At 46.0% G+C, this 20604-nt stretch carries 21 protein-coding genes; 10 read left to right on the top strand and 11 right to left on the bottom strand.

Annotated features, from left to right (window positions below; all coding sequences use genetic code 11):
* Positions 1 to 18: 18 nt before the first annotated feature.
* Together NG796_RS05195 and NG796_RS05200 are read right to left on the bottom strand one after the other, a co-directional pair.
* On the bottom strand, positions 19 to 1038 hold the full coding sequence (locus tag NG796_RS05195; RefSeq protein WP_261204849.1) for a hypothetical protein: 1020 nt from the start codon (positions 1036 to 1038) through the stop codon (positions 19 to 21).
* A complete protein-coding gene (locus NG796_RS05200) occupies positions 1039 to 2814 on the bottom strand; it encodes a serine/threonine-protein kinase (protein WP_261204947.1) in 1776 nt (591 codons plus the stop codon).
* Between the two features lie 380 nt (positions 2815 to 3194).
* Here NG796_RS05200 and NG796_RS05205 point away from each other — a divergent pair, with 380 nt between their 5' ends.
* Entirely contained in the window at positions 3195 to 3818 is a 624-nt protein-coding gene (locus NG796_RS05205; protein WP_261204850.1) for a Uma2 family endonuclease, read from the top strand.
* A gap of 297 nt (positions 3819 to 4115) precedes the next feature.
* On the opposite strand, the gene NG796_RS05210 is transcribed toward NG796_RS05205, so the two are convergent.
* The 5 genes from NG796_RS05210 to NG796_RS05230 form a co-directional block, all read right to left on the bottom strand.
* On the bottom strand, positions 4116 to 5378 hold the full coding sequence (locus NG796_RS05210) for a SufS family cysteine desulfurase (RefSeq protein WP_261204851.1): 1263 nt from the start codon (positions 5376 to 5378) through the stop codon (positions 4116 to 4118).
* A gap of 328 nt (positions 5379 to 5706) precedes the next feature.
* Entirely contained in the window at positions 5707 to 7080 is a 1374-nt protein-coding gene (gene sufD, locus NG796_RS05215; protein ID WP_261204852.1) for a Fe-S cluster assembly protein SufD, read from the bottom strand.
* Positions 7080 to 7868, bottom strand: a complete 789-nt coding sequence (sufC, locus tag NG796_RS05220; protein ID WP_261204853.1) for a Fe-S cluster assembly ATPase SufC — start codon at positions 7866 to 7868, stop codon at positions 7080 to 7082. Before sufC ends, sufD begins: the two co-directional genes overlap by 1 nt.
* A 123-nt stretch (positions 7869 to 7991) precedes the next feature.
* The gene (gene sufB / locus NG796_RS05225; protein ID WP_261204854.1) at positions 7992 to 9431 is read right to left on the bottom strand and encodes a Fe-S cluster assembly protein SufB; all 1440 of its coding nucleotides are present in this window, start codon (positions 9429 to 9431) and stop codon (positions 7992 to 7994) included.
* A gap of 227 nt (positions 9432 to 9658) precedes the next feature.
* On the bottom strand, positions 9659 to 10021 hold the full coding sequence (locus tag NG796_RS05230) for a ferredoxin-thioredoxin reductase catalytic domain-containing protein (RefSeq protein WP_261204948.1): 363 nt from the start codon (positions 10019 to 10021) through the stop codon (positions 9659 to 9661).
* Between the two features lie 362 nt (positions 10022 to 10383).
* On the opposite strand from NG796_RS05230, the gene sufR reads away from it, so the two are divergent.
* The 9 genes from sufR (at position 10384) to NG796_RS05275 (ending at position 16943) form a co-directional block, all read left to right on the top strand.
* Positions 10384 to 11061, top strand: coding sequence for an iron-sulfur cluster biosynthesis transcriptional regulator SufR (sufR, locus tag NG796_RS05235; protein ID WP_261204855.1), 678 nt, complete (start codon positions 10384 to 10386; stop codon positions 11059 to 11061).
* 96 nt (positions 11062 to 11157) lie between these two features.
* Positions 11158 to 11412 carry a hypothetical protein gene (locus NG796_RS05240; RefSeq protein ID WP_261204856.1) on the top strand — a complete coding sequence of 85 codons (255 nt, stop codon included), beginning with the start codon at positions 11158 to 11160 and terminating at the stop codon, positions 11410 to 11412.
* Positions 11413 to 12381: 969 nt separating this feature from the next.
* Positions 12382 to 13527: a Re/Si-specific NAD(P)(+) transhydrogenase subunit alpha gene (locus tag NG796_RS05245; protein ID WP_261204857.1), complete on the top strand. Its 1146-nt coding sequence runs from the start codon at positions 12382 to 12384 to the stop codon at positions 13525 to 13527.
* A gap of 100 nt (positions 13528 to 13627) precedes the next feature.
* The gene (locus NG796_RS05250; protein ID WP_015151532.1) at positions 13628 to 13921 is read left to right on the top strand and encodes an NAD(P) transhydrogenase subunit alpha; all 294 of its coding nucleotides are present in this window, start codon (positions 13628 to 13630) and stop codon (positions 13919 to 13921) included.
* Positions 13918 to 15324: an NAD(P)(+) transhydrogenase (Re/Si-specific) subunit beta gene (locus tag NG796_RS05255; protein WP_261204859.1), complete on the top strand. Its 1407-nt coding sequence runs from the start codon at positions 13918 to 13920 to the stop codon at positions 15322 to 15324. Before NG796_RS05250 ends, NG796_RS05255 begins: the two co-directional genes overlap by 4 nt.
* Positions 15325 to 15560: 236 nt before the next feature.
* Complete coding sequence (locus NG796_RS05260; protein WP_261204860.1) at positions 15561 to 15836, top strand: hypothetical protein; 276 nt, start codon at positions 15561 to 15563, stop codon at positions 15834 to 15836.
* The gene (locus NG796_RS05265) at positions 15833 to 16153 is read left to right on the top strand and encodes a clan AA aspartic protease (protein WP_261204861.1); all 321 of its coding nucleotides are present in this window, start codon (positions 15833 to 15835) and stop codon (positions 16151 to 16153) included. Before NG796_RS05260 ends, NG796_RS05265 begins: the two co-directional genes overlap by 4 nt.
* Before the next feature lie 203 nt (positions 16154 to 16356).
* The gene (locus NG796_RS05270; RefSeq protein WP_261204863.1) at positions 16357 to 16587 is read left to right on the top strand and encodes a hypothetical protein; all 231 of its coding nucleotides are present in this window, start codon (positions 16357 to 16359) and stop codon (positions 16585 to 16587) included.
* A gap of 2 nt (positions 16588 to 16589) precedes the next feature.
* Positions 16590 to 16943, top strand: coding sequence for a type II toxin-antitoxin system PemK/MazF family toxin (locus tag NG796_RS05275; RefSeq protein ID WP_261204864.1), 354 nt, complete (start codon positions 16590 to 16592; stop codon positions 16941 to 16943).
* A 138-nt stretch (positions 16944 to 17081) separates the two neighbouring features.
* Here NG796_RS05275 and NG796_RS05280 read toward each other — a convergent pair whose 3' ends face one another.
* The 4 genes from NG796_RS05280 to cobM form a co-directional block, all read right to left on the bottom strand.
* The gene (locus tag NG796_RS05280; RefSeq protein WP_261204865.1) at positions 17082 to 18161 is read right to left on the bottom strand and encodes a Gfo/Idh/MocA family protein; all 1080 of its coding nucleotides are present in this window, start codon (positions 18159 to 18161) and stop codon (positions 17082 to 17084) included.
* Between the two features lie 535 nt (positions 18162 to 18696).
* A complete protein-coding gene (locus tag NG796_RS05285) occupies positions 18697 to 19047 on the bottom strand; it encodes a phenylpyruvate tautomerase MIF-related protein (protein ID WP_261204866.1) in 351 nt (116 codons plus the stop codon).
* Between the two features lie 66 nt (positions 19048 to 19113).
* Positions 19114 to 19593 carry a flavin reductase family protein gene (locus tag NG796_RS05290; protein WP_261204867.1) on the bottom strand — a complete coding sequence of 160 codons (480 nt, stop codon included), beginning with the start codon at positions 19591 to 19593 and terminating at the stop codon, positions 19114 to 19116.
* Between the two features lie 62 nt (positions 19594 to 19655).
* Positions 19656 to 20495 carry a precorrin-4 C(11)-methyltransferase gene (gene cobM / locus NG796_RS05295; protein ID WP_261204868.1) on the bottom strand — a complete coding sequence of 280 codons (840 nt, stop codon included), beginning with the start codon at positions 20493 to 20495 and terminating at the stop codon, positions 19656 to 19658.
* Positions 20496 to 20604: the final 109 nt, after the last annotated feature.

The following is a 20604-nucleotide window of genomic DNA, read 5'->3' on the forward strand; positions in this document are numbered from 1 at the left end:
AAGTAACCTTATCCTTAACTAATGAGAAATCAATATCACCGGAGCGGATGCCTTTCTAGCCGTTTTTCTCCACAGGTCTAGCTGTTCTAATCCATTTTTTGAAAGAATCTCAAAATGAGAGTTCACCCGCTCAAACGACTCTCTACAGGAGGCTTTATAAAAACATAGAATGTCTTTGATTTCCCGTTCCGTCAGCATTCTTTCCTGATTCCAAGTGCATTCTTCATAGAGGAGGTCCAGAATCTGCTGAGAAATTAGCTCTTTTTTAAGTTTCTCCAATGCCTGAATTCGTTCAGTAACTTGGTAAAAAGTCTCCCCTTTTAAATGTTGAGCCGTAAAATAGGCTCTTAATAGATTTGCATAAGCTAAATATGAGGTGTAAATATATTCTAAAGAGAGCTGAATCAACTCACCTTTTTGATACCGACTAATTAAGTCCTGTAAATGAACTTCCAGGTGATTAAGTAATTCCAGGGTCTTTATTCCCAAACCTTCAGTTAATCCGACTTGATCTAACTTTCCCGATAACGTCTCCGCTTGCTTGATATAAATCTGAGTTTCTTTAAAGAGCTTTCTCTGCTCATTGCTCAACAAACTATCAATTTGAGAACTAATTCGATCCAGCTTTCGGCTGAGTTTATTGATTTGGGAACTGATTTTACAAAAGCCAATCAAATTCAGTCCCAAATTTAAACTCAGCAAACCTGTATTCATCCAGGCAATAAATTGTAACTGATTGACTAAATTATAAATTTCATTAACGCGCTGGCTAACCTCATCCAGTCTTTTGGAGATAACCACACCTTGGAACAAAGATTCTACTACATCAGTAGCAACCAATGCGGCTGATAATGGCGTAAAACTGACACCCCATTTGATTCCCACTTTTAAGAGTTCGGGTGCTGCTTGCTCCAAATGGGCAACAATTTGTTTTGTAGCAACATCTCTCGCTACACCGCCACTAATCATGATTTCTCCAGCCTTATAAGCTTCTATGAGATGCTCAGGGAGTTGGACTAAAAATTGGGGGGGTGTCATTTAAAGTTTATCCAGTCCATTTTGAAATTTATAGCTGTAAATCGAGAAAATCGTCTGGATAAATAAAAGTTTTTTGCGCCTATTGTTGTACCGAATAAAGAAAAAGATTGAGAACAAGAGCGCCGCTAGTACAATCAAGGGCCAAAATTGAGAAACAGGATTATTTTGCGGCATCTGAGTAGTCTGATTTATAGTGGCTTTATTACAAAAAAATAGCTTATTTGAGAATGATATGCCCTCACATACCGAGTTTCCTGCATCCGCTAACTTTGTATTTATAACGGTCATTCCTTCAGAAACTGGTGAATTAGGAAAGAATTTTTTAGTAAAGAAAATACCTATTGCTATCAGCAACATAGAAGTCCCTGCCTCTAAAAGATTCGACTGTGCTGCTTGCTTAAGTGGCTTTTTGGTTAGGAGCGACTGGTAAGGTTCAGAATTTTTGGTGATGACCTCTTTAAATACACCTTCTGCATTAGACTCTTCAAAGAATAATCGCAAGAGTTGCTTGGCAATCGCTTCTAATTTTTCATCTCGTTCTTGCGAATTTTTAAGAAGTTTGATTTTAGAAATTTCTACTAAAATCAGATTTTTATTAGCCTCCATTTTTTCTTGAGGCATGGATAAAGAGTTGACCAGTTCTAATAGGTGAGTTATCCAGAGAGATAAAATGTCTTCTTCCTTGACATTCGTTTCTTTCTTATGCTGTTCTGTGAATCCCTCTAAAAATCCATAAATTTTCTCAGTGAGATTTTTGCTTTCAGTCGGAGGAGTCGTCCAGAAAATACGTTTGTAGATTGCCTGAAGCTGATAAACTTCTAAGGATTCAAGTGTCCAATACAAGCCGGATTTTTTAGTGGATTCTGTGTCAGGTGGGGGGGTGTCGGAGGATTCCTCTTCGCTGGATAAGGAGTTCAGAACATCATCCGCTGAAGAATAGCGTCGGTTCGTGGCACGTTCGAGCATTTTGTCCAAAATTGAACCGAGGCGATCGCTCACTGAATTGTTGTTTAAGTATTGCCGCCAAATCCAGGTATCTTCAGTATCATTAAATAATTCAAATGGAGAGACTTGAGTCATTAAATGAATACAGGTTACCCCTAAACTATATAGATCACTGGCAAAGACGGCTTTTCCTTTGGCTTGTTCTGGGGCAACATAGGCGGGACTCCCGATTGAGGTTCCCGTATTAATCATCGAGGTTCCGGTTACTGATTTTGCCGCACCCCAATCCACAAGAACGAGTTTTCCATCCGTAGCGCGACGAATAATGTTCTCAGGTTTAATATCCCGGTGGATTGCCTTGGCGTCGTGGATAACCTTCAACACGGGCAATAAATCATGGAGTAATATCCCAATTTTTGTTTCAGTAAAAGGTCCTTCCTGCTTCAATTCCTCTGCTAAATTGTCCCCTTCAATAAACTCTTGCACTAAATATTGATAGTTGTCTTGGGCAAACGAGGTTAACAGGGCAGGAATTTGAGGATGGTCGCCTAATTTTTTCAACCAATCCGCTTCTTGGTGAAAGAATTGTGTAGCTCTTTCAACATTGTTGGGATTGACGTTAGCCGGAGAAAACTGCTTAATCACACAACGGGGTTCAGTAGGGTCTGAGCTATCTACCCCTAAGAATGTTCGGCTAAACCCGCCTTCGCCAATGGGTTTAATCGCTCTATAACGCTCCTGAAGTAGTAATTTAGAGCCACAATTTTGACAAAATTTGGTTTGGTCTACATTCTTAGGATTCTTGCAATCAGGATTAAGGCAATAGCTCATAATCAACCTCGGAATTACCCATACTCAATTATTCTAAGGCTGCCTGAGTATTTTTGGATAGGAGGTTTGATGCTCTTATTAGCCTATCCTTAAGTCACTTGGGGATATTCAACCCTTAAAATACTTATTGCACCGGGCTTTCAGAAGTTAATAAGTATTGTTAAGTTTTCCAGTCTGGCTGTTTACCAAAAACATCAAGATAAGGGTATAGCGGTTCAGTGGATCCATCTTCACCCCAAGTCCCTCTCCCATCTTGCCAGAGGGACCCGGGGTGAGGGCTGTACCTTATGGACATGAGAAACGCTATAGGTTGAATTGAACATCTGAAAGATTTAAAATAGGAGGGGTAAAATCTGCCCATTTTATCGAGGAAACTAGCCATGTATGCGGTGATTTCTCCTGAAGAAATTAAATTGCCAGCGGGCAGTGTCATTCGGCTACCGGGAACCTGGCAGGAGTATCAAGCTTTATGCGATCGCCGTGGGGACGGTTCCATTCCCCGAATTAAATATCATTCTGGAGAAGTATGGCTGATGTCTCCCTTGCCAAAACACGGACGTGATGCGCATTTGATTGCTGCCATCATCACCACGTTGCTGGATAACCAGGAACAGGAATATGATGCCTTTACGCCAGTCACAATGCAACTGCCAGAAGAAAGCGGCATCGAGCCGGACTATTGTTTTTACATTGACCATTGGCAAGCGGTTTCGGGCAAAGAACGGATTGATTGGCGCAATGACCCCCCGCCCGATTTGGTGTTAGAAATTGATGTGACCAGTTATTCAGATGTACAGGATTATCTACCCTATCGAGTCCCAGAGGTCTGGTTATTTCGTCAACAACAATTGTTGATTTACCAGCTTCAAGGCGATGAGTATGAGGTCAAATCCCAAAGTCTATACTTCCCAGAGTTGAACTTAGCTGATATCGTCGCCCGATGTTTGGAAATTGCCTATCAACGCAACACTAGCGCAGCAATTCGTCACTTGAGGCAGCAGTGAGGAATACTTGAGGCGCAGGGAAGGGCAGATGTTTTTCTTGTTGATACTAAATTCGGTGGTCAAAAGTCGGTGTTTTCTATGACGCTGCGTTTGGCGCAGCCTGCGCGACAGCGCTTAGGCAGGTTATAGCCGTGGGAGCATTTCAATTTTGCCCAAAAACCGATCTGACCTCTCTCCGCCCTGCCCTTATAAGAGTAAAAATATACTCCGGTAAGGGGTTCTTAAATCGGCTAATTCTTACGTCATGATTACTCCCACAATTAAAAGGGTGGGCCATTGCTCACCCTTTCAATTAACTTACCCAAATATGCCCCCAAAAAACTCGATCGCCTCTTTTAATGCCCCAATAAACGCATCAATTTCTTCCCGAGTATTGTAGAAATACAAACTCGCTCGGGCGGTGGATTGTGCACCTATGACACGGTGTAAAGGTTGGGTGCAATGATGTCCAGCACGAATCGCGACTCCTGCTTGATCTAAAATAGTGGAAAGGTCATGGGGATGGACTGTGCCGCAGGTAAATGAGGCTAATGCCGCTCGTCCTGAACCATCTGCTTGCGGTTGAGGTCCGTAAATTTTGACATCAGAAATCGGGTTGAGTTGCTCGAACAAATAGGCGGTTAACTGTTTCTCATAGTCATAGATTTTATCCAGGCCAATGCTGCTGAGATAGTCTACTGCTGCACCCAATGCTACCGCTTCTCCGATCGCAGGCGTACCCGCTTCAAATTTATGAGGCACATCCGCATAGGTGGAATGGTCTAAAAATACATCGGCAATCATCTCACCTCCCCCTAAAAAGGGCGGCATCGATCGCAACAGGGCCAGTTTGCCATACAGGAAGCCAATTCCTGTCGGCGCACACATTTTATGTCCCGATGCCACTAACCAATCACAATCCATTTCCTGGACATCAATCGGCAAATGTGGCATACTTTGACAAGCATCAATTAAGACTTTTGCGCCCTTTTCATGGGCCAGAGCAGCAATTTCTTTGACTGGATTAATACAACCCAAGGTATTAGAAATATGCACGACTGCTACTAATTTTGTTTTATCAGATAGCAGGGTTTGATATTGGTCTATATCAAACTCTTGAGTTGCCGTGAGTTCGACAAATTTGAGAACTGCTCCTGTTTTTTGGGCTAGAATTTGCCAAGGAACTAAGTTGCTGTGATGTTCCATGACGGTGAGAATAATTTCATCTCCCGCGCTAATATTACTGACTCCCCAAGTATTAGCAACGAGGTTAATTCCCTCACTGGCATTGCGGGTATAGATGATTTCTTGTTCCGATGCCGCATTGACAAATTTAGCAATTTTTTCTCGGGCCCCTTCATAAGCATCGGTAGCACGTCCACTAAGAGTATGAACTCCTCTATGAACGTTAGCATTGTCAAAATCATAGTAATGCCGCAAGGCATCCAAAACCTGCACCGGCTTTTGGGAAGTGGCGGCGTTATCTAAATAAACTAAGGGTTTACCATGAATTTCTTGATTTAAAATCGGGAAATCAGGGCGAACTTTTTGCGCTAATGTTTTTTCTCGGGTAACTATCATGGTCCTGAATGAATAAAGGATGAATGGGTTGGAGATGTGAAAAAAATCAGTTAGAGAAAATTAATGCAAATTTATTCAAATTTCTCTCTTCGTGGGCTAAGGGAGGCTTTTTCCTGTGAGCCTCCATCGTTGAGGGTGCGGGTTAAATCAGACTTGTAAACATCCGGATTGATCCCCCCAACCCCCCTTAACAAGGGGGGCTTTTTAGTCTTTGGCGAAGAGTCTAAAGAAAAAGTTGTTATCATGGTTTTTTATAAGTTGAAGACTTGGGTTGTAGAGACGCAATTTTTTACGTCTCTACATCGATAAATTCCTCAATGTGGAGAAATTAGATACTTTTGCAAGCAACACATCGAGAAATTTTCGTTTGCAAGGCAGCGGACGGTAATTCTTGGAGAATTTCTCCGGCAAATCCATCAATCAGTAAGCTGCGACTCATCACAGGGTCTAATCCGCGACTCCGCAAGTAGAAGAGTTCATCTTCTTCCAGTTGGCTAATGGTAGCACCGTGAGAACATTTGACGTTATCAGCGGTGATTTCTAGTTGGGGTTTGGTATCGACTCTGGCTTTTGGCGAGAGCAATAAGGTACGATTCAACTGGCTGGCATCGGTGAGTTGTGCCGGTTTGGGAACAAAAACTTTGCCATTAAACACGCCCTGGGCTGCATCATCAATGATACATTTGTGTAGTTGTTTGCTAGTGCCGTTGGGATGGTTAAGCACGATCGCACTGTGAGTATCGCTGACTTGTTTCCCAGCGGCGATCGCCAATCCGTTGAGGGTGGTATAGGTTCCTTCCCCCTGTTGGTACACTTCCAGATGATGCCGAGAGAGTAAACCGCCGGTGGAAACTGCGGTACAGGAATAATTGCTATCTTTCGCTTGGGCGATCGCAGTCTTGCCAATATGGAACGAGTTGGTACTCTCACGCTGGATTTTGGCATGAGTCACTTGAGCATTTTCTGTTACCCAAATTTCCGTAACAGCATTGGTAAAATAAGGTGCATTTCCCTTAAAATTACCGCAGGAATCGTCATCGGCAACTACATATTCCTCGATCGCGGTGCAGCGACTTCCCCGTTCCGCTACCACTAAACAGCGGGGTTGAATCAACCGAGGTTGATCCCCAGGAACTGCCATAAATAATAGATGAATGGGTTTGTCAACTGCCACATTTTTGGCAATCCATACCACTGCTGCATCCATCAATCCGGCGGTATTTAAAGAGGTAAACACCTCTTTGTTGCCGTCAACATTGCCCAAATATTTTGGCAAATCAGTCTGCAATAATTCTGGCAATTGTCCTAGATTTCCGACAAATACCCCTTCCGGTAACGCAGAAACATTGGAAAGTTCAGCCGAATAACAGCCGTTGACAAAAACTAAGCGGCTGTCTAGCATTTCGGGTAACACAAAAGGCGCGATTCCCGTCGCCGGAATTGCCTCGGGAGGTGCTGCCTGGAACGTCAATGCTTGTAACCCAGATAAATCCGTAACTCGCCATTCCTCATCTTTGCGAGTCGGCATTGCCAACTCTCGTACCCAGGTTGCCGAATTATCCCGCACCTGCTGCAATAACGCGGCAATCGGGGGTGCAATTCCATATTCTGGATTCACCACCGGCGCAGGAGAGGCAACTGCCTGTTTCAACAATTCATCTAAATAAGACACTTGGGGTTTTTTAGAAACCTCTATAACCATTACACACCTGCCTTCACCCGATCGGCTTCTACCACCCAATCATATCCCCGTTCTTCCAATTCCAGTGCCAATTCTTTGGTTCCGGTGGTCAAAATTCGACCCCCTTCCATAACATGGACATAATCCGGGACAATATAATTCAGCAAGCGCTGATAGTGGGTAATTGCTAACACTGCATTATCTGCCGAAGATAACTGATTCACCCCATTGGCGACAATTTTTAAAGCATCAATATCTAAGCCAGAATCAGTTTCATCCAGGATGGCTAATTTTGGCTCTAACAGTGCCATTTGCAAGATTTCGTTACGCTTCTTTTCACCGCCGGAAAATCCTTCATTTACACTGCGGTTGAGAAAGGCTGGATTCATTTTCACTACGTCCAGCTTTTCTTCGATGATGTCTTCAAAATCAAAGGCATCGACTTCCTCTAACCCCAAATGCTTGCGGCGAGAATTGTAGGCAACTCGCAAAAAGTCTAAATTGCTCACTCCCGGAATTTCCAATGGATATTGGAATGCCAAGAAAACGCCTGCTAATGAGCGTTGTTCCGGTTCCAAATCTAGGAGATTTTGACCCATAAAAATCACCTCTCCTCCGGTGACTTCGTAGGCGGGATGCCCCGAAAGTACCTTAGAAAAGGTACTTTTTCCGGAACCATTCGGTCCCATAATGGCATGGATTTCTCCTGCCTTAATTTCCAAATTCAAACCTTTGAGAATTGGGGTATCATTCACATTCGCGGTTAAATCGCGAACGGAGAGAATCACTGGACTACCTTCTTTAATCATTTCTCTTCAATCAATTCCTTCCATTGAACAATCTAAATCCGAGGGTTAGAAAAGGCGAGCAATCCGTTCAGTGGCGATCGCCTCCCCTCAATTCTTTCACTCCCGGGAAACAGTCCCAAACCCTTACCCTACTGAGCCTTCTAACTTCAAGCTCAACAAGCGATCGGCTTCCACTGCAAATTCCATTGGCAACTGATTAAACACATCCTTGCAGAATCCGCTAATCATCATCGAAACTGCATCTTCTGGCGAGATTCCCCGTTGGGCAAAATAGAACAGTTGATCTTCCCCAATCTTAGAAGTCGAGGCTTCATGCTCCACTTTTGCTGTATCATTTTCTACCTGAATATAGGGGAAGGTATTCGCCTGAGCGTTGTCCCCAATCAGCATAGAATCACATTGGGAATAGTTGCGCGCCCCCTGGGCTTTGGGTGAAACTTTCACTAATCCGCGATAGCTATTGGACGAATTACCCGCCGAAATTCCCTTAGAAATAATCGTGCTGCGGGTGTTTTTGCCAATATGAATCATCTTGGTGCCGGTATCGGCTTGTTGTTTGTTATTCGTGAGGGCAACGGAGTAAAATTCTCCCACGGAATTATCCCCGACTAACATACAACTGGGATATTTCCAAGTAATTGCTGAACCCGTTTCGACTTGAGTCCAAGAAATTTTAGAATTTTTGCCTTTGCACAATCCGCGCTTGGTGACGAAATTATAAATTCCACCCTTGCCATTTTCATCTCCAGCGTACCAGTTTTGGACGGTGGAATATTTAATTTCCGCATTATCCAAGGCAACCAGTTCCACAACCGCCGCATGGAGTTGATTGGTATCAAACATGGGGGCGGTACAGCCTTCCAAATAGGATACATGACTCCCTTCTTCGGCAATAATCAAGGTGCGCTCAAACTGCCCCGATTCGCCATTGTTAATCCGGAAATAGGTAGAGAGTTCCATCGGACATTTGACGCCTTTGGGAATATACACAAAGGAACCATCACTAAATGCTGCCGAGTTGAGGGCGGCGAAGTAATTATCGGCGATGGGGACAACACTCCCCAGATATTGCTTCACCAGTTCAGGATATTCCTTGACGGCTTCAGAAATAGAACAGAAAATGACGCCTTCTTCTGCTAATTTTTCTCTAAAAGTGGTGGCGATGGAAACGCTATCAAAGACGGCATCGACGGCAACGTTACTCAAGCGCTTTTGTTCAGAGAGGGGAATTCCCAGTTTCTCGAAGGTTTCGAGAATGGCGGGGTCAACCTCATCCATGCTATTGAGTTTTTGCTTTTTCTTGGGAGCAGAATAGTAAATGATATCTTGATAATTAATTTTGGGATAGTTAACGTGTGCCCAAGTTGGATCGGCCATTTTTTGCCATTGCCGAAAGGCTCTGAGGCGGAATTCTAACATGAACTCCGGTTCTTCTTTTTTGGCCGAAATTAACCGGACGACATCTTCATTAATGCCGGGGGGTAAAGTATCGGATTCAACATCGGTGATGAATCCATATTTATAGGGTTGATTAACGAGGGTTTTTGCAGTAGTAGCAGTCATAGTCTTAGTTCAGTGTTCTCTCTAGGTTCGGATCCAGGGCAGGGGTGGAACTGAGTCAACAGGAGGGTTGAATGGGCTCCTAGAACGTCGGCTGAGGGTGAGAGTCGGGAAGAAACCGGGTTTCTTCCCTAGATTTGCAGCAATTGAGCGATAAATTTTGTAAAGAAACCCGGTTTCTAAGGGTTGCAGTGCCGACGCCTTGGAAATTTAAAAGTGTTCGGAAAGGGTTAATATTGATTGGTCATTTCGCGAATTTGCTCGAACGAGATATTCTGTTCTTTGCCCGCAAATGGATTATCTTCGGTCAGAAATAACATACAGTGACATTCTTTGCGCTCGCGCATGGGAATGCAGGGACAATTCCAGAAGGTGGCTTTAACTTCAGCTTCTTTGTCTTCGTAGTGGCGGCAGGGACATAGGGGTGACCCTAACTCATCCTTGTTTTTCGCTAATCCTTCGATGACAACGGCAGTAACGCCCAGATCAGAGCAGAAGTAGGTCCCAGTGCGTTTAGCGTACTGCTCGGAAAAGTGCCGCATCGCTTCTAGGTTCTTGTCGGTGGCTTGTTGTGTAGGCTGTTCTAAAGTCATTATCCAGATTGATATAACGAGCAAATTTTGGGCGGAGGATCCCCGATTTAGGGGAAGGTTGAGGTCGGAATTCAGGCGATCGCCCCCGAAATGAGTCAATCCCTGAACTCTCAGCAAGTGGCTGTACCCTCTTTACTGGGGGGCCGTTTGCTGTTATCGTTCCCAATCACGGGTCCCTGATCTCCCGTCCTTTGGATTCTTTCTCTTTGCCTGGTTGGGCATCCTTGCCCTCCGTCTATAATAATAGAGTTAAAACAACACGCCGGTTGCTTAATTCTATTTTAGAATACTTTAGCAACAAGTGTGTTGTCAAAGTCGGCAATAGATTTTTTCGAGCGTTTTGGCGTTTGACTACAGGCAAGATGATGACGACTACTCAGCAACCTTCCACTAAAGAAGATATCCTGCAATACTTATTAAAGCAGGGTCTAGCCACGGCTCAAGAGTTAGCCGAAGTTTTAGATATCTCTCCCCAAGCGATTCGCCGCCATCTCAAGGACCTGGAAGCGGAGGAATTGATTCGGCATAAGGCAGTACAGGCGGGGATGGGACGACCCCAGCATCAATATGAACTCACCCACAAGGGTAAAGATTTCTTTCCCAATCAATATGATGATTTTGCCGTTTCCCTGTTAGGAACTCTGGCAGAAACGATGGGGGAGGACCAGATGAGCTCAATTTTGCGGAAGCAGTGGGAACGCAAAGCCATTCATTACCGCGATCGCCTGGGAAATCAGCCGTTATCCGAACGGGTGGCGGGATTAGTCAAACTGCGGCAAGCAGAAGGCTATATGGCGGAAGTCCATCGGGTCGAACCAGAGGGGTCCAACAATGGCGATCGCTTTTTACTCACCGAACACAACTGCGCCATTTCCACCGTGGCGGAGTCTTTTCCTAGTGTCTGTGAACATGAACTAGAAATGTTTGGGGCAATTCTCCCCGATTGCACTGTGGAACGGACTTACTGGATGATTGACGGTGAACACCGCTGTGGCTACTTGATTACTTTAAAATCATCCAAGGGGCGATCGGCCCTTTAGCTGCTTCCAGACTCCTCAACCTGTAACTTTAAGATTTAAAATTGCTGCTGTTATCGCAACTGCGGCATTAATATTATGCTGTCTAAATAAAAAACTATGGCCTCTCCCGAACCCTCTGCCCAATTTTTAACCTCAGAAGAATCCTACGCCGTTGATGGCGCTCTCCTGGCATCCCATGAAAAGTTTTTAACCCGCCTGACGATTTCTTCCCTGAAGCTACTCCGACATATCGCTACCGATTCGGGAGTTCCAATGGAGTCCCTTACTCACGAAGAGATCATTGCCTGGTTTGAGAAAGATGCCAAGTTGCGTTATGAACAAGGTCCCGAAGCTGCCTTCTTAAAATGGTAAATTGGGGTCCGCACCCTCTGACAAGAGTAGGGTTTTTACCTCCGGTCCCCTCCCCTTGCCAAGGGGAGGGTTAGGGTGGGGTCCTCTTGACCTGCAAGCGGGCGTCAGTTGAGGAATGAGTGGGTGAAGACTTCTCGTACAGGCGCGATTGGCGAAGAAAAAGGTTTCTCCAGCCTCCATACAGGTGCTTAAACCTTAAGAGTGCTTGAGGTGGCGATCGCCAAGGGGGAACCCCACCCTAACCCTCCCCAAGACACAGGGGAGGGGACCGGAGGTGCAGTGAACCCTTAAGATTCTGAAGACCGATCACACTGCAAACCGAGCGATCCCCATCAACTAATGGGATCCTTTCTCAAAAACGTAAGTTTTTCTACAGATTTGTCAGCAAACAAAGATGAAGTTATCTGAATTTATATTAAAACTCTGAGATAAAGGGGAATTCAGCGGAACAAGCGCGAAAAAAAACGCTAATATCGAGGGCAAAGGTTACGGGTTACCCCGGTTGACAGAGGAGGGATGACCCATCTAAACTCATTTCCAAGCAGGCCGGTCCATTGCGATCGCACGCAGCCACTCCTTCAGTCGGTGAACACTTCCGTTTTTCCTGATAAATTTACCCAGAACAGATAAAAAATGGACAAGGGCTTGGGGATCGAATAGGATGCAAAACGGCAAAAGCTCAACCCCCGTTTCCCAGCAATCAGTTGACTGGTGTCATGGTTTCTCAACTTAAAGCGCACTCCCTAACCTCGTAGAAAGTAGTACAACGGATGTCTCTACCCTTGCTAATAAAAAGCACCATCCCTCCGGGATCAGCCCCCCCAAAAAAATTAGTAAACTTAATACCATTGAAAGAATTGAACTCACAAAGCCCCGGTAGTCATCAGTCACGCCCGAAAAGTGGCTACCCCCTGTCTTGATTAAGTCCCCCTCACAAATTTAATGGGTTTCACCCCATAAGGAGAAACGATGAAAATAGCCGTAGCAAAAGAAATCGAAGTGGGAGAACGTCGTGTTGCCTTAATCCCTGATATGGTGGCGCGGTTAGTCAAAGCTGGACTAGAAATTTTTGTAGAAGCAGGTGCGGGAGAGCAATCGTTTTTTTACGATGACGCTTATGAAGCCGCTGGCGCTAAGATTGTGTCCGATAGCGCTCAACTGTGGGGGGAAGCGGACTTATTGCTGAAAGTGGCTGCCCCTAGGGATGAGGAAATTCACAAACTGCGCGAAGGCAGTGCGATCGTTAGCTTTTTGAATCCCCTGGGTAATCCAATTATCGTCGATCGCCTCGCCCAAAGGGGGGTCACTGCTTTCAGTATGGAAATGATCCCTCGGACGACGAAAGCCCAAAGCATGGATGCGCTGTCCTCCCAGGCGGCGATCGCCGGATATAAAGCCGTCCTGCTGGCGGCTGCCACTGCCCCGAAATTCTTCCCCATGTTAACCACTGCTGCCGGGACCATTCGACCCGCAAAAGTGTTGGTAATGGGTGCAGGGGTGGCAGGATTGCAGGCGATCGCCACCGCCCGTCGTCTGGGTGCTGTCGTAGAAGCGTTCGACATTCGCCCTGCGGTGAAAGAAGAAGTGCAAAGCCTTGGGGCAAAATTTGTCGAGGTCAAACTTGATGAAGAAACCGTTGCAGAAGGGGGATATGCCCGCGAAATTTCCGAAGAATCCAAGCGACGCACCCAAGAAGTGCTTTCCGATACGGTAGCGGCGGCGGATATTGTGATTACTACCGCACAAGTTCCCGGCAGAAAAGCGCCGCGACTGATTACCGAAGAAATGTTTGCACGGATGAAACCCGGGGCGGCGATCGTAGACTTAGCAGCCGAACAAGGAGGCAACTGCGCCTATACCGAAGCTGGAAAAGATATCGTTCGCAATGGGGTGACCATTGTCGGTCCCATTAACTTACCCGCTTCCATGCCCGTCCATGCGTCCCAAATGTACTCGAAAAATATCGCCACATTCATTCAGTACATGATTAAAGACAACGCCTTAAACCTTGATTTTTCTGACGAAATTATCGGCAGTACCTGCGTTGCCCACGGTCATGAAATTCGCAACTCCCGAGTGCGGGAAGCGCTAGAAGTCATCGGGGAAAAGGTGTAAGTTTGACCGAGGAAAATGAAGGATGAACTGGAAAATTTTTTCCTTCATTTTCCGATCTGAAATTTCCCCACTCATCCATAAACCGGAGTATTGAATTAAGATGCCCGAAGCGATCATTTCTGCTTTATTTGTGTTTGTTCTGGCTTCATTTGCTGGATTTGAAGTCATCAACAAAGTACCACCCACCCTGCATACCCCCTTAATGTCCGGGGCGAATGCGATTTCCGGGATTGCCCTGTTAGGAGCCATCATCGTGGCAGGAGACCGGGATTGGAGCGTTACGGTGATTTTAGGATTAATTGCCGTCGTGTTTTCCACTATTAACGTAGTCGGTGGATTTCTCGTGACCGATCGGATGTTGCAAATGTTCAAGAAAAAAGAGGTGAAAGCATGAGCGACTTAATCCCAACTGGAATACAGTTAAGCTATTTAGTAGCATCATCCTTATTTTTCGTCGGTCTGAAACAGTTGAGTTCACCGGCGACGGCCCGCAACGGCAATTTATTAGCATCCGTGGGAATGTTGTTGGCGATCGTTGCCACCCTACTCGATCGCCAAGTGCTCAACTATGAAATGATTTTGCTGGGGATTGCGATCGGGTCGGCGATCGGGGTCGTCTCCGCCCAGAAAGTGGAAATGACCGCCATGCCACAAATGGTCGGTCTCTTCAACGGCTTTGGGGGTGCTGCCTCTGCTCTCATTGCCGTCGGTGAATTCTGGCGCTACTATCAAAAATTCCAGGAACCACCCCTAGATACCACCATCACCGCCCTACTCGGCGTCTTAATCGGGGGGATTACCTTTACAGGTTCTGTGATGGCCTTTGCTAAACTGCAAGGACTCGTCACCGGCAGACCGATCACCTTTCCCTTGCAACAACCTGTCAACGCCCTCCTCTTCGGCGGTTTCCTCGTTGGCAGTGTATATTTAGCCTTCAATCCCTTAAATACCCCAGTATTTTTGGCCTTAACCGGCGTTTCCCTAGTCCTGGGTGTCATGTTCGTGATTCCCATTGGTGGTGGGGATATGCCGGTGGTGATTTCCCTGCTAAACTCCTTTTCCGGTTTAGCTGCATCCGCTGCCGGTTTCGTAGTCATGAATAATATGCTGATCGTCGCCGGTGCCTTAGTCGGTGCCTCGGGGATCATCCTGACCGTGATTATGTGTAAAGCGATGAACCGATCGCTCACTAACGTCCTGTTTGCCGCTTTCGGTAGTGGGGAAGGGGGCGAAACTGCCGCCGCTGCTGGGGACATGGGCGATAAAACCGTCCGCTCCATTGACTCCGAAGAAAGTGCGATGATGTTAGGATATGCCCGTTCCGTTGTCATCGTTCCCGGATATGGCATGGCCGTCGCCCAAGCACAACACGCTGTCCGAGAATTGGCCGACCAATTAGACCGCTTAGGTGTAGAAGTCAAATATGCCATTCACCCCGTAGCGGGTCGGATGCCTGGACACATGAATGTCTTACTAGCCGAGGCCAATGTGCCTTACGAACAGTTGTATGACATGGAAGATATCAATGCCGAATTCGATCGCACTGATGTCGCCTTAGTCATTGGCGCAAACGATGTCGTCAATCCTGCCGCCCGAGATAATTCCGCGAGTCCCATCTACGGAATGCCGATTTTGGAAGTAGATAAAGCGAGTCATACCATTGTCATCAAACGCGGCATGAGTACCGGATTTGCCGGGATTGACAATGATTTGTTCTACAAAGATAAGACCATGATGCTATTTGGTAGTGCAAAAGATGTGATTACCAAGTTAGTCTCGGAAGTCAAGCAGTTGTAAGTGAATTAAGACTTACACAGTCTTAGAGAATCAACCTTAAATAGAGGGGCGAGAAAGCGATCGCCCCTCCATTTATTTATGAGGGGTTTAAAAATGTTATAGCGGTTCTGTGAACTCAGGAGATACAGATGCGATTAATTATTAAAAATCTCCCACCCACTAACAAAAAAGGTATCTCATAAGAGTGGAAAACCCTATAATTAGGATGGGGACACCGCAAAGGAGATATTAAAATTATGGCAGTCCGTCAGCCTCGCTATAGTCAAGAAGAATTTGCCCGAAGGGGGGATCACTGGTACGAAACTCAAATCCGCCAAAACGTTGAAGCGGGGAATCACGGCAAAATCGTCGCGATCGATATTGAAACCGGCGCTTTTGAAGTAGCTGATGAAATCTTGGATGCCAGCGATCGCTTATTTAAAAGGATTCCAGAAGCCCAACCTTGGATCGTTCGCATCGGACATCGGGCTGTTGATCGTTTTGGTGCAAGGAGTCGGAGAAACCCCGCATGATGGAGGGTCGGGTCAATACAAACTGTGAAGCCATCATTTCCATTGTTGTTGCAAATGAGAATCGGCAGTCCCAACTCATTGACGCGGTGATAGACACAGGATATACCGGATTTTTAACTTTGCCCAGGGAAATTATCACTGCTTTAAGTTTACCTTGGACAGGAGTCGAGCGAGGCACTTTAGGCGATGGGAGTGAAGTTACCTTTGAAGTTTATGCGGTGAAGGTAATTTGGGATGGTACATACCGTGATATTCCAGTGAATGAATCCGAAACCGATCCCTTGGTTGGTATGAGTTTGCTCTATGGTTACGATTGACAAATCCAAGCTATTAAAGGGGGAATCGTCACAATTAGAAATCTCCAAAATTCTCAAAATTTTATCCCCTAAACATTGTAGAATTAGCAGGGGCGTAAGCGAAACTATGCTGTAGGCTTTACCCCTTCCAAAATGTACCTCATAACTAGGGGAACCGCTATATATCATTAACCAATCCTTTGTAAACCTTTGACTTCCATCTGATGACAATCACGAGTGAAACAATTAAACAAGACCTCGATCGCCTGAGTGACGAGCAACTTCGTGCCGTTGCTGATTTTATTGCCTTCCTCAAATTTCGAGATCAACGCCATCGTGTTAACCTCAACGCCACCCAGCTTGCTTCCCTGGCAACTGAGTTTGCGGAAGAAGACCACACTTTGGCAGAAGCAGGAATGGATGATTATGTAGAACTGTTGGGTCAGGAAGATTAACCATGACGAACCCAATTAAACGGGGAGAAGTTTGGTTAGCAAATCTCAATCCCACTCAAGGTTCTGAACAAGCAGGGATTCGCCCAGTAATTATATTCCAAAATGATATTGTTTCTCAGTTTTCCACAACAATTCTAACCATTCCCCTCACAACAAACCAACGTCGTGCCGCCTTGCCAATTTGTCTGGCGATCGCCCAAGGAAATGGCGGATTAGCCGAGGATTCAGTTGCGTTATGTTTTCAAATGCGAGTATTAGATAAAACTCGGCTAATTCGGAAGTTGGGACAGCTTAATGCTGAAACAATCATCCAACTAGAAACGGTCGTTTTGATAACATTGGGATATGATTTATAGCACTGTCTGGTTAGAGAATCATGACTTACCCCCCATCGCAAAGCAAGTCTAAATAAATTAGATGAGTTCAAACCTTCCAGACTGGATGCGGGGCAGTAGATAAATTGCCCCTACATAATTTCTTTAAATGTGTTTCCATCACCCAAAACTGACGCCAGTGGGTTTGACAAACTCTAAATTATCAACATTCCACACTTGACCATCAAGGGCCATTTGTTCGATTAAACTAGCTAATCTGAGGGCTTTCAGGGCTTGTTCTCCGCCGACGGAGGGTTGATTGCCGCCGCGAACACAGTGGATAAAATGTTCTAATTCAGCGTGTAAAGGTTCAATATTACTGGTATAAACTTTTTCGATTAAGCCATCTTGGCGATACAGAACTTGACCATATTCGGTCCTGTAATTTGCTGTTGTTTTCCGATGAATTAAAATTTCATTGTTGAGAAAATCGGCTTCGGTGAGGGAATGTTTGCAATGGGTGACGATGCGCCGTAATTTTCGGTGAGTGACTTTACTAGCGGTGACGGTGGCAATTACACCATTAGCAAATCCCAAGGTTGCGGTGACATAATCTAAATAAGAATTAGCTTGTGAGGTGTCTTGACTGGTGCGACTGCCACTGGCGGTTAATCGCACAACAGGGGCGGCAGCTAATTCTAAAATGAGGTCGATGTCATGGATCATTAAATCCAAGACGACGGAGACATCGTTCGCCCGATCGCTGTAGGGACTCATGCGATGCGCTTCGATCGCCAGCACTTGTTCGGTTTTGAGAACCTTGCTCAATTCCTGGAATGCCGGATTAAACCGTTCAATATGACCCACTTGCAGAATACATCCCGATTCTGCTGCCTCATTTACCAAAGATTCTGCTTCCGCAATACTCGCGGCGATCGGTTTTTCAATTAAAACATGAACCCCCGATCGCAAGCAGGTCATTCCTACCGCATGATGCAGGCGCGTGGGGACGGCAATACAAACCGCATCCACATGAGGCAGCAAATCTTGATAATCTTCAAAAAACCGAATCCGATACTTACTGGCGATGTCGAGTCCGCGCTCTACATTAACATCAGCCACCCCGACTAATTCAATATCTTTGAGCAAGCTGAGAACCCGGGTATGATGTTGTCCCATACTGCCCACGCCAATCACCCCAATTCGTAAGGGTTCCGGTTGACTTTTTAGATTATGATGATTCAATTGCCGAGCTTTCATGGGATTATTTTGCACTCCTTGATGTCTCTTCCACCACCATTAGTCAGAGCCGCTTGACAGGCATCTGGCCTCGCACACCAACCCGATAGTATCACAGGCGATCCCGTTGTAAAGATTTACAACATTTTCGACCCCCTCCAGTATAGAGGGGGAAATCCGTTTTCGAGGGAGTGAGCTTTCCAGGGTTTGAGGCGATCGCCCCCCCGCACCCCTCCATCTCCCCCCACCCTTCAAAAAAAAGCCACCCTCAATGGGGCGGTACAGTCAGAGTCAGACAAACCGGGTATCTGACCCAATTTCTGCTCAGAGGCAACAAATTAGGCTCAGAAACCCGGTTTCTGGTTCGACTAGGGAACTCCAAAAAATAACATCTTCCAGGAGGGATCCCCCCAACCGATTGGCGTTCTTAAGGGGGGCTTGAATAATGCTGCAAAATTTCTAATGCAGAACTTTTTTTATGGAAATCCCTAATTTAATGGGCAACCCAGGTCCTGGCCCTGAAATAAAAGCGGACCCTCATGAATCCGCCTAAACTTTAAAACGTGGAGCCATTCCAGCCCCACATGGAGCCCTCGGCATCGGTAAATTCGATATAGATCCGATTTTGCGGAACCCCGATCGCCTGGTGAATCTTATTGCAAAAATCTTTGCTCATCGCTTGGGTTTGTTCGGGACGAATTGTCCCTACACTCTTGACTTCGATATAGCAAACCGGGTCAAAAGTCCCCGCAAATGTCATCGAGACATCCGCATTAAATGCCGTCATCACATAAGATTCAGGTTTTCCCAGATGCTTCGCCAAGCTGGAGGAAAGTCCCTTGAGCAGGGTTTGGATTGCAGCATTTTCCGGTGTAGACACGGAAGTTTTAACTTTAATCAGGGGCATAAATTGACCTTCTAACTTGCGTCTTGCTGATTCAAATCGGGATCCCGAAACAGTTTCTATCCCAAATTATCCGCCGTAATTCCAGCCGGTGCTTTCTAGCAACAAGGGGTCTCCTTCTCGGTGGACTCCTGCCGCAATCACTTCGCCGACAAAGACGGTGTGATCGCCCTTTTTCACCGAACCCACCACATTACATTCCACATACCCTAGGGAGTCGGAGATAATGGGACAGCCGGTTTCTCCCAGATAAAACTCCACATCTTCAAATTTATCCCCGACCCGTCGTTGGGGTTTAAAGAATTTTTGGGCTAAGTCTTTTTGTCCCGCTTCTAAGACACTCAGGGCAAAAACGCCACTAGCTTCAATCATGGCATGGGAGCCGGAATCTTGTTTAACACAGTTGATGACTAAGGGGGGTTCAAAGGACCCCTGCATCACCCAACTGGCGGTGAATCCGTTGACATTTTCCCCATCTTTGACACCGCAAACATAGAGTCCGTGGGGAATCTTTCTGAGGATTGTTTTTTTCGCTTGTTCGTCTAGCAAGGCTTTACCTATTTTTCGATACAGAACTGATGGACATTTATATTAGAGTATCCGACCGGGCATCATCCCTGCCGAGGGGTCGGTCGAAACAGGTGGGTATGTTCGGGATGGTAGAGGCGCGATCGCGCAGTTTCTTTCCCTGACTGCTTTTCCGGTTCTGCCAAAGCTGGACTAATTAAATACAGGGTCGTCCGAATTAAGTTTTCACTCTGGGTAACTTGGGCCATCTCTTTCAGAGGGACCACGACAATTTTTTCATCGGGCCACCCAATCCGGTAGCAAATGGCGATCGGCATTTCTGCGGGATAATGTTCCATCAGTTTGGCTTGAGCTTCTTCAATGTGGCGCGCACTCAGATACAGGCACAAACTGGCTTTATGGGCGGCTAAAGCCGCTAATTCCTCCGATTCCGGGACTGAGGAAGCTCGACCACTGACGCGGGTCAGAATGATGGTTTGCACCAGTGCTGGGATGGTGAGTTCCAAGTTGAGTTTGGCTGCTGCTGCTTGAAAGGCACTAATTCCGGGGATAATTTCACAGGGAATGTCCGCATCGGCTAAGGCGTGCATTTGTTCGGAGATGGCACTGTAGAGGCTGGGGTCCCCGGAATGGAGGCGAACGACGGACTGACCTTGGCGCACGCGGTCAATCATGATGGGTAAGATATCTTCTAGGGTTTTATTGCCGGTGGGAATAACTTCGGCATCCGGACGAACCCCTTCTAAAATTTGTTTAGGAACGAGGGAGTCGGCGTAGAGAATCGTATTGGCGATCGCGAGGATTTTTTGGGCTTTGACCGTTAATAACTCGGGATCACCCGGTCCTGCACCGACGATATAAACAGCGGGTTTGAGCGGTGCAGAGGCAGTTTTTTGGAGGTCAGTTGGCTGGAATTTTGACATCAAACTAAAACAAAATCAAGGAAAGAATTGAGAAGGTTCCGGATGTTACCGGCTCTATGAGGTAATCAACCACTGGTAGATGCACCCTGGTTTAACCCTAGAATTTATT

The sequence above is a fragment of the Laspinema sp. D2d genome (assembly GCF_025370755.1).
In the GTDB taxonomy this organism is placed as follows: Bacteria; Cyanobacteriota; Cyanobacteriia; order Cyanobacteriales; family Laspinemataceae; genus Laspinema.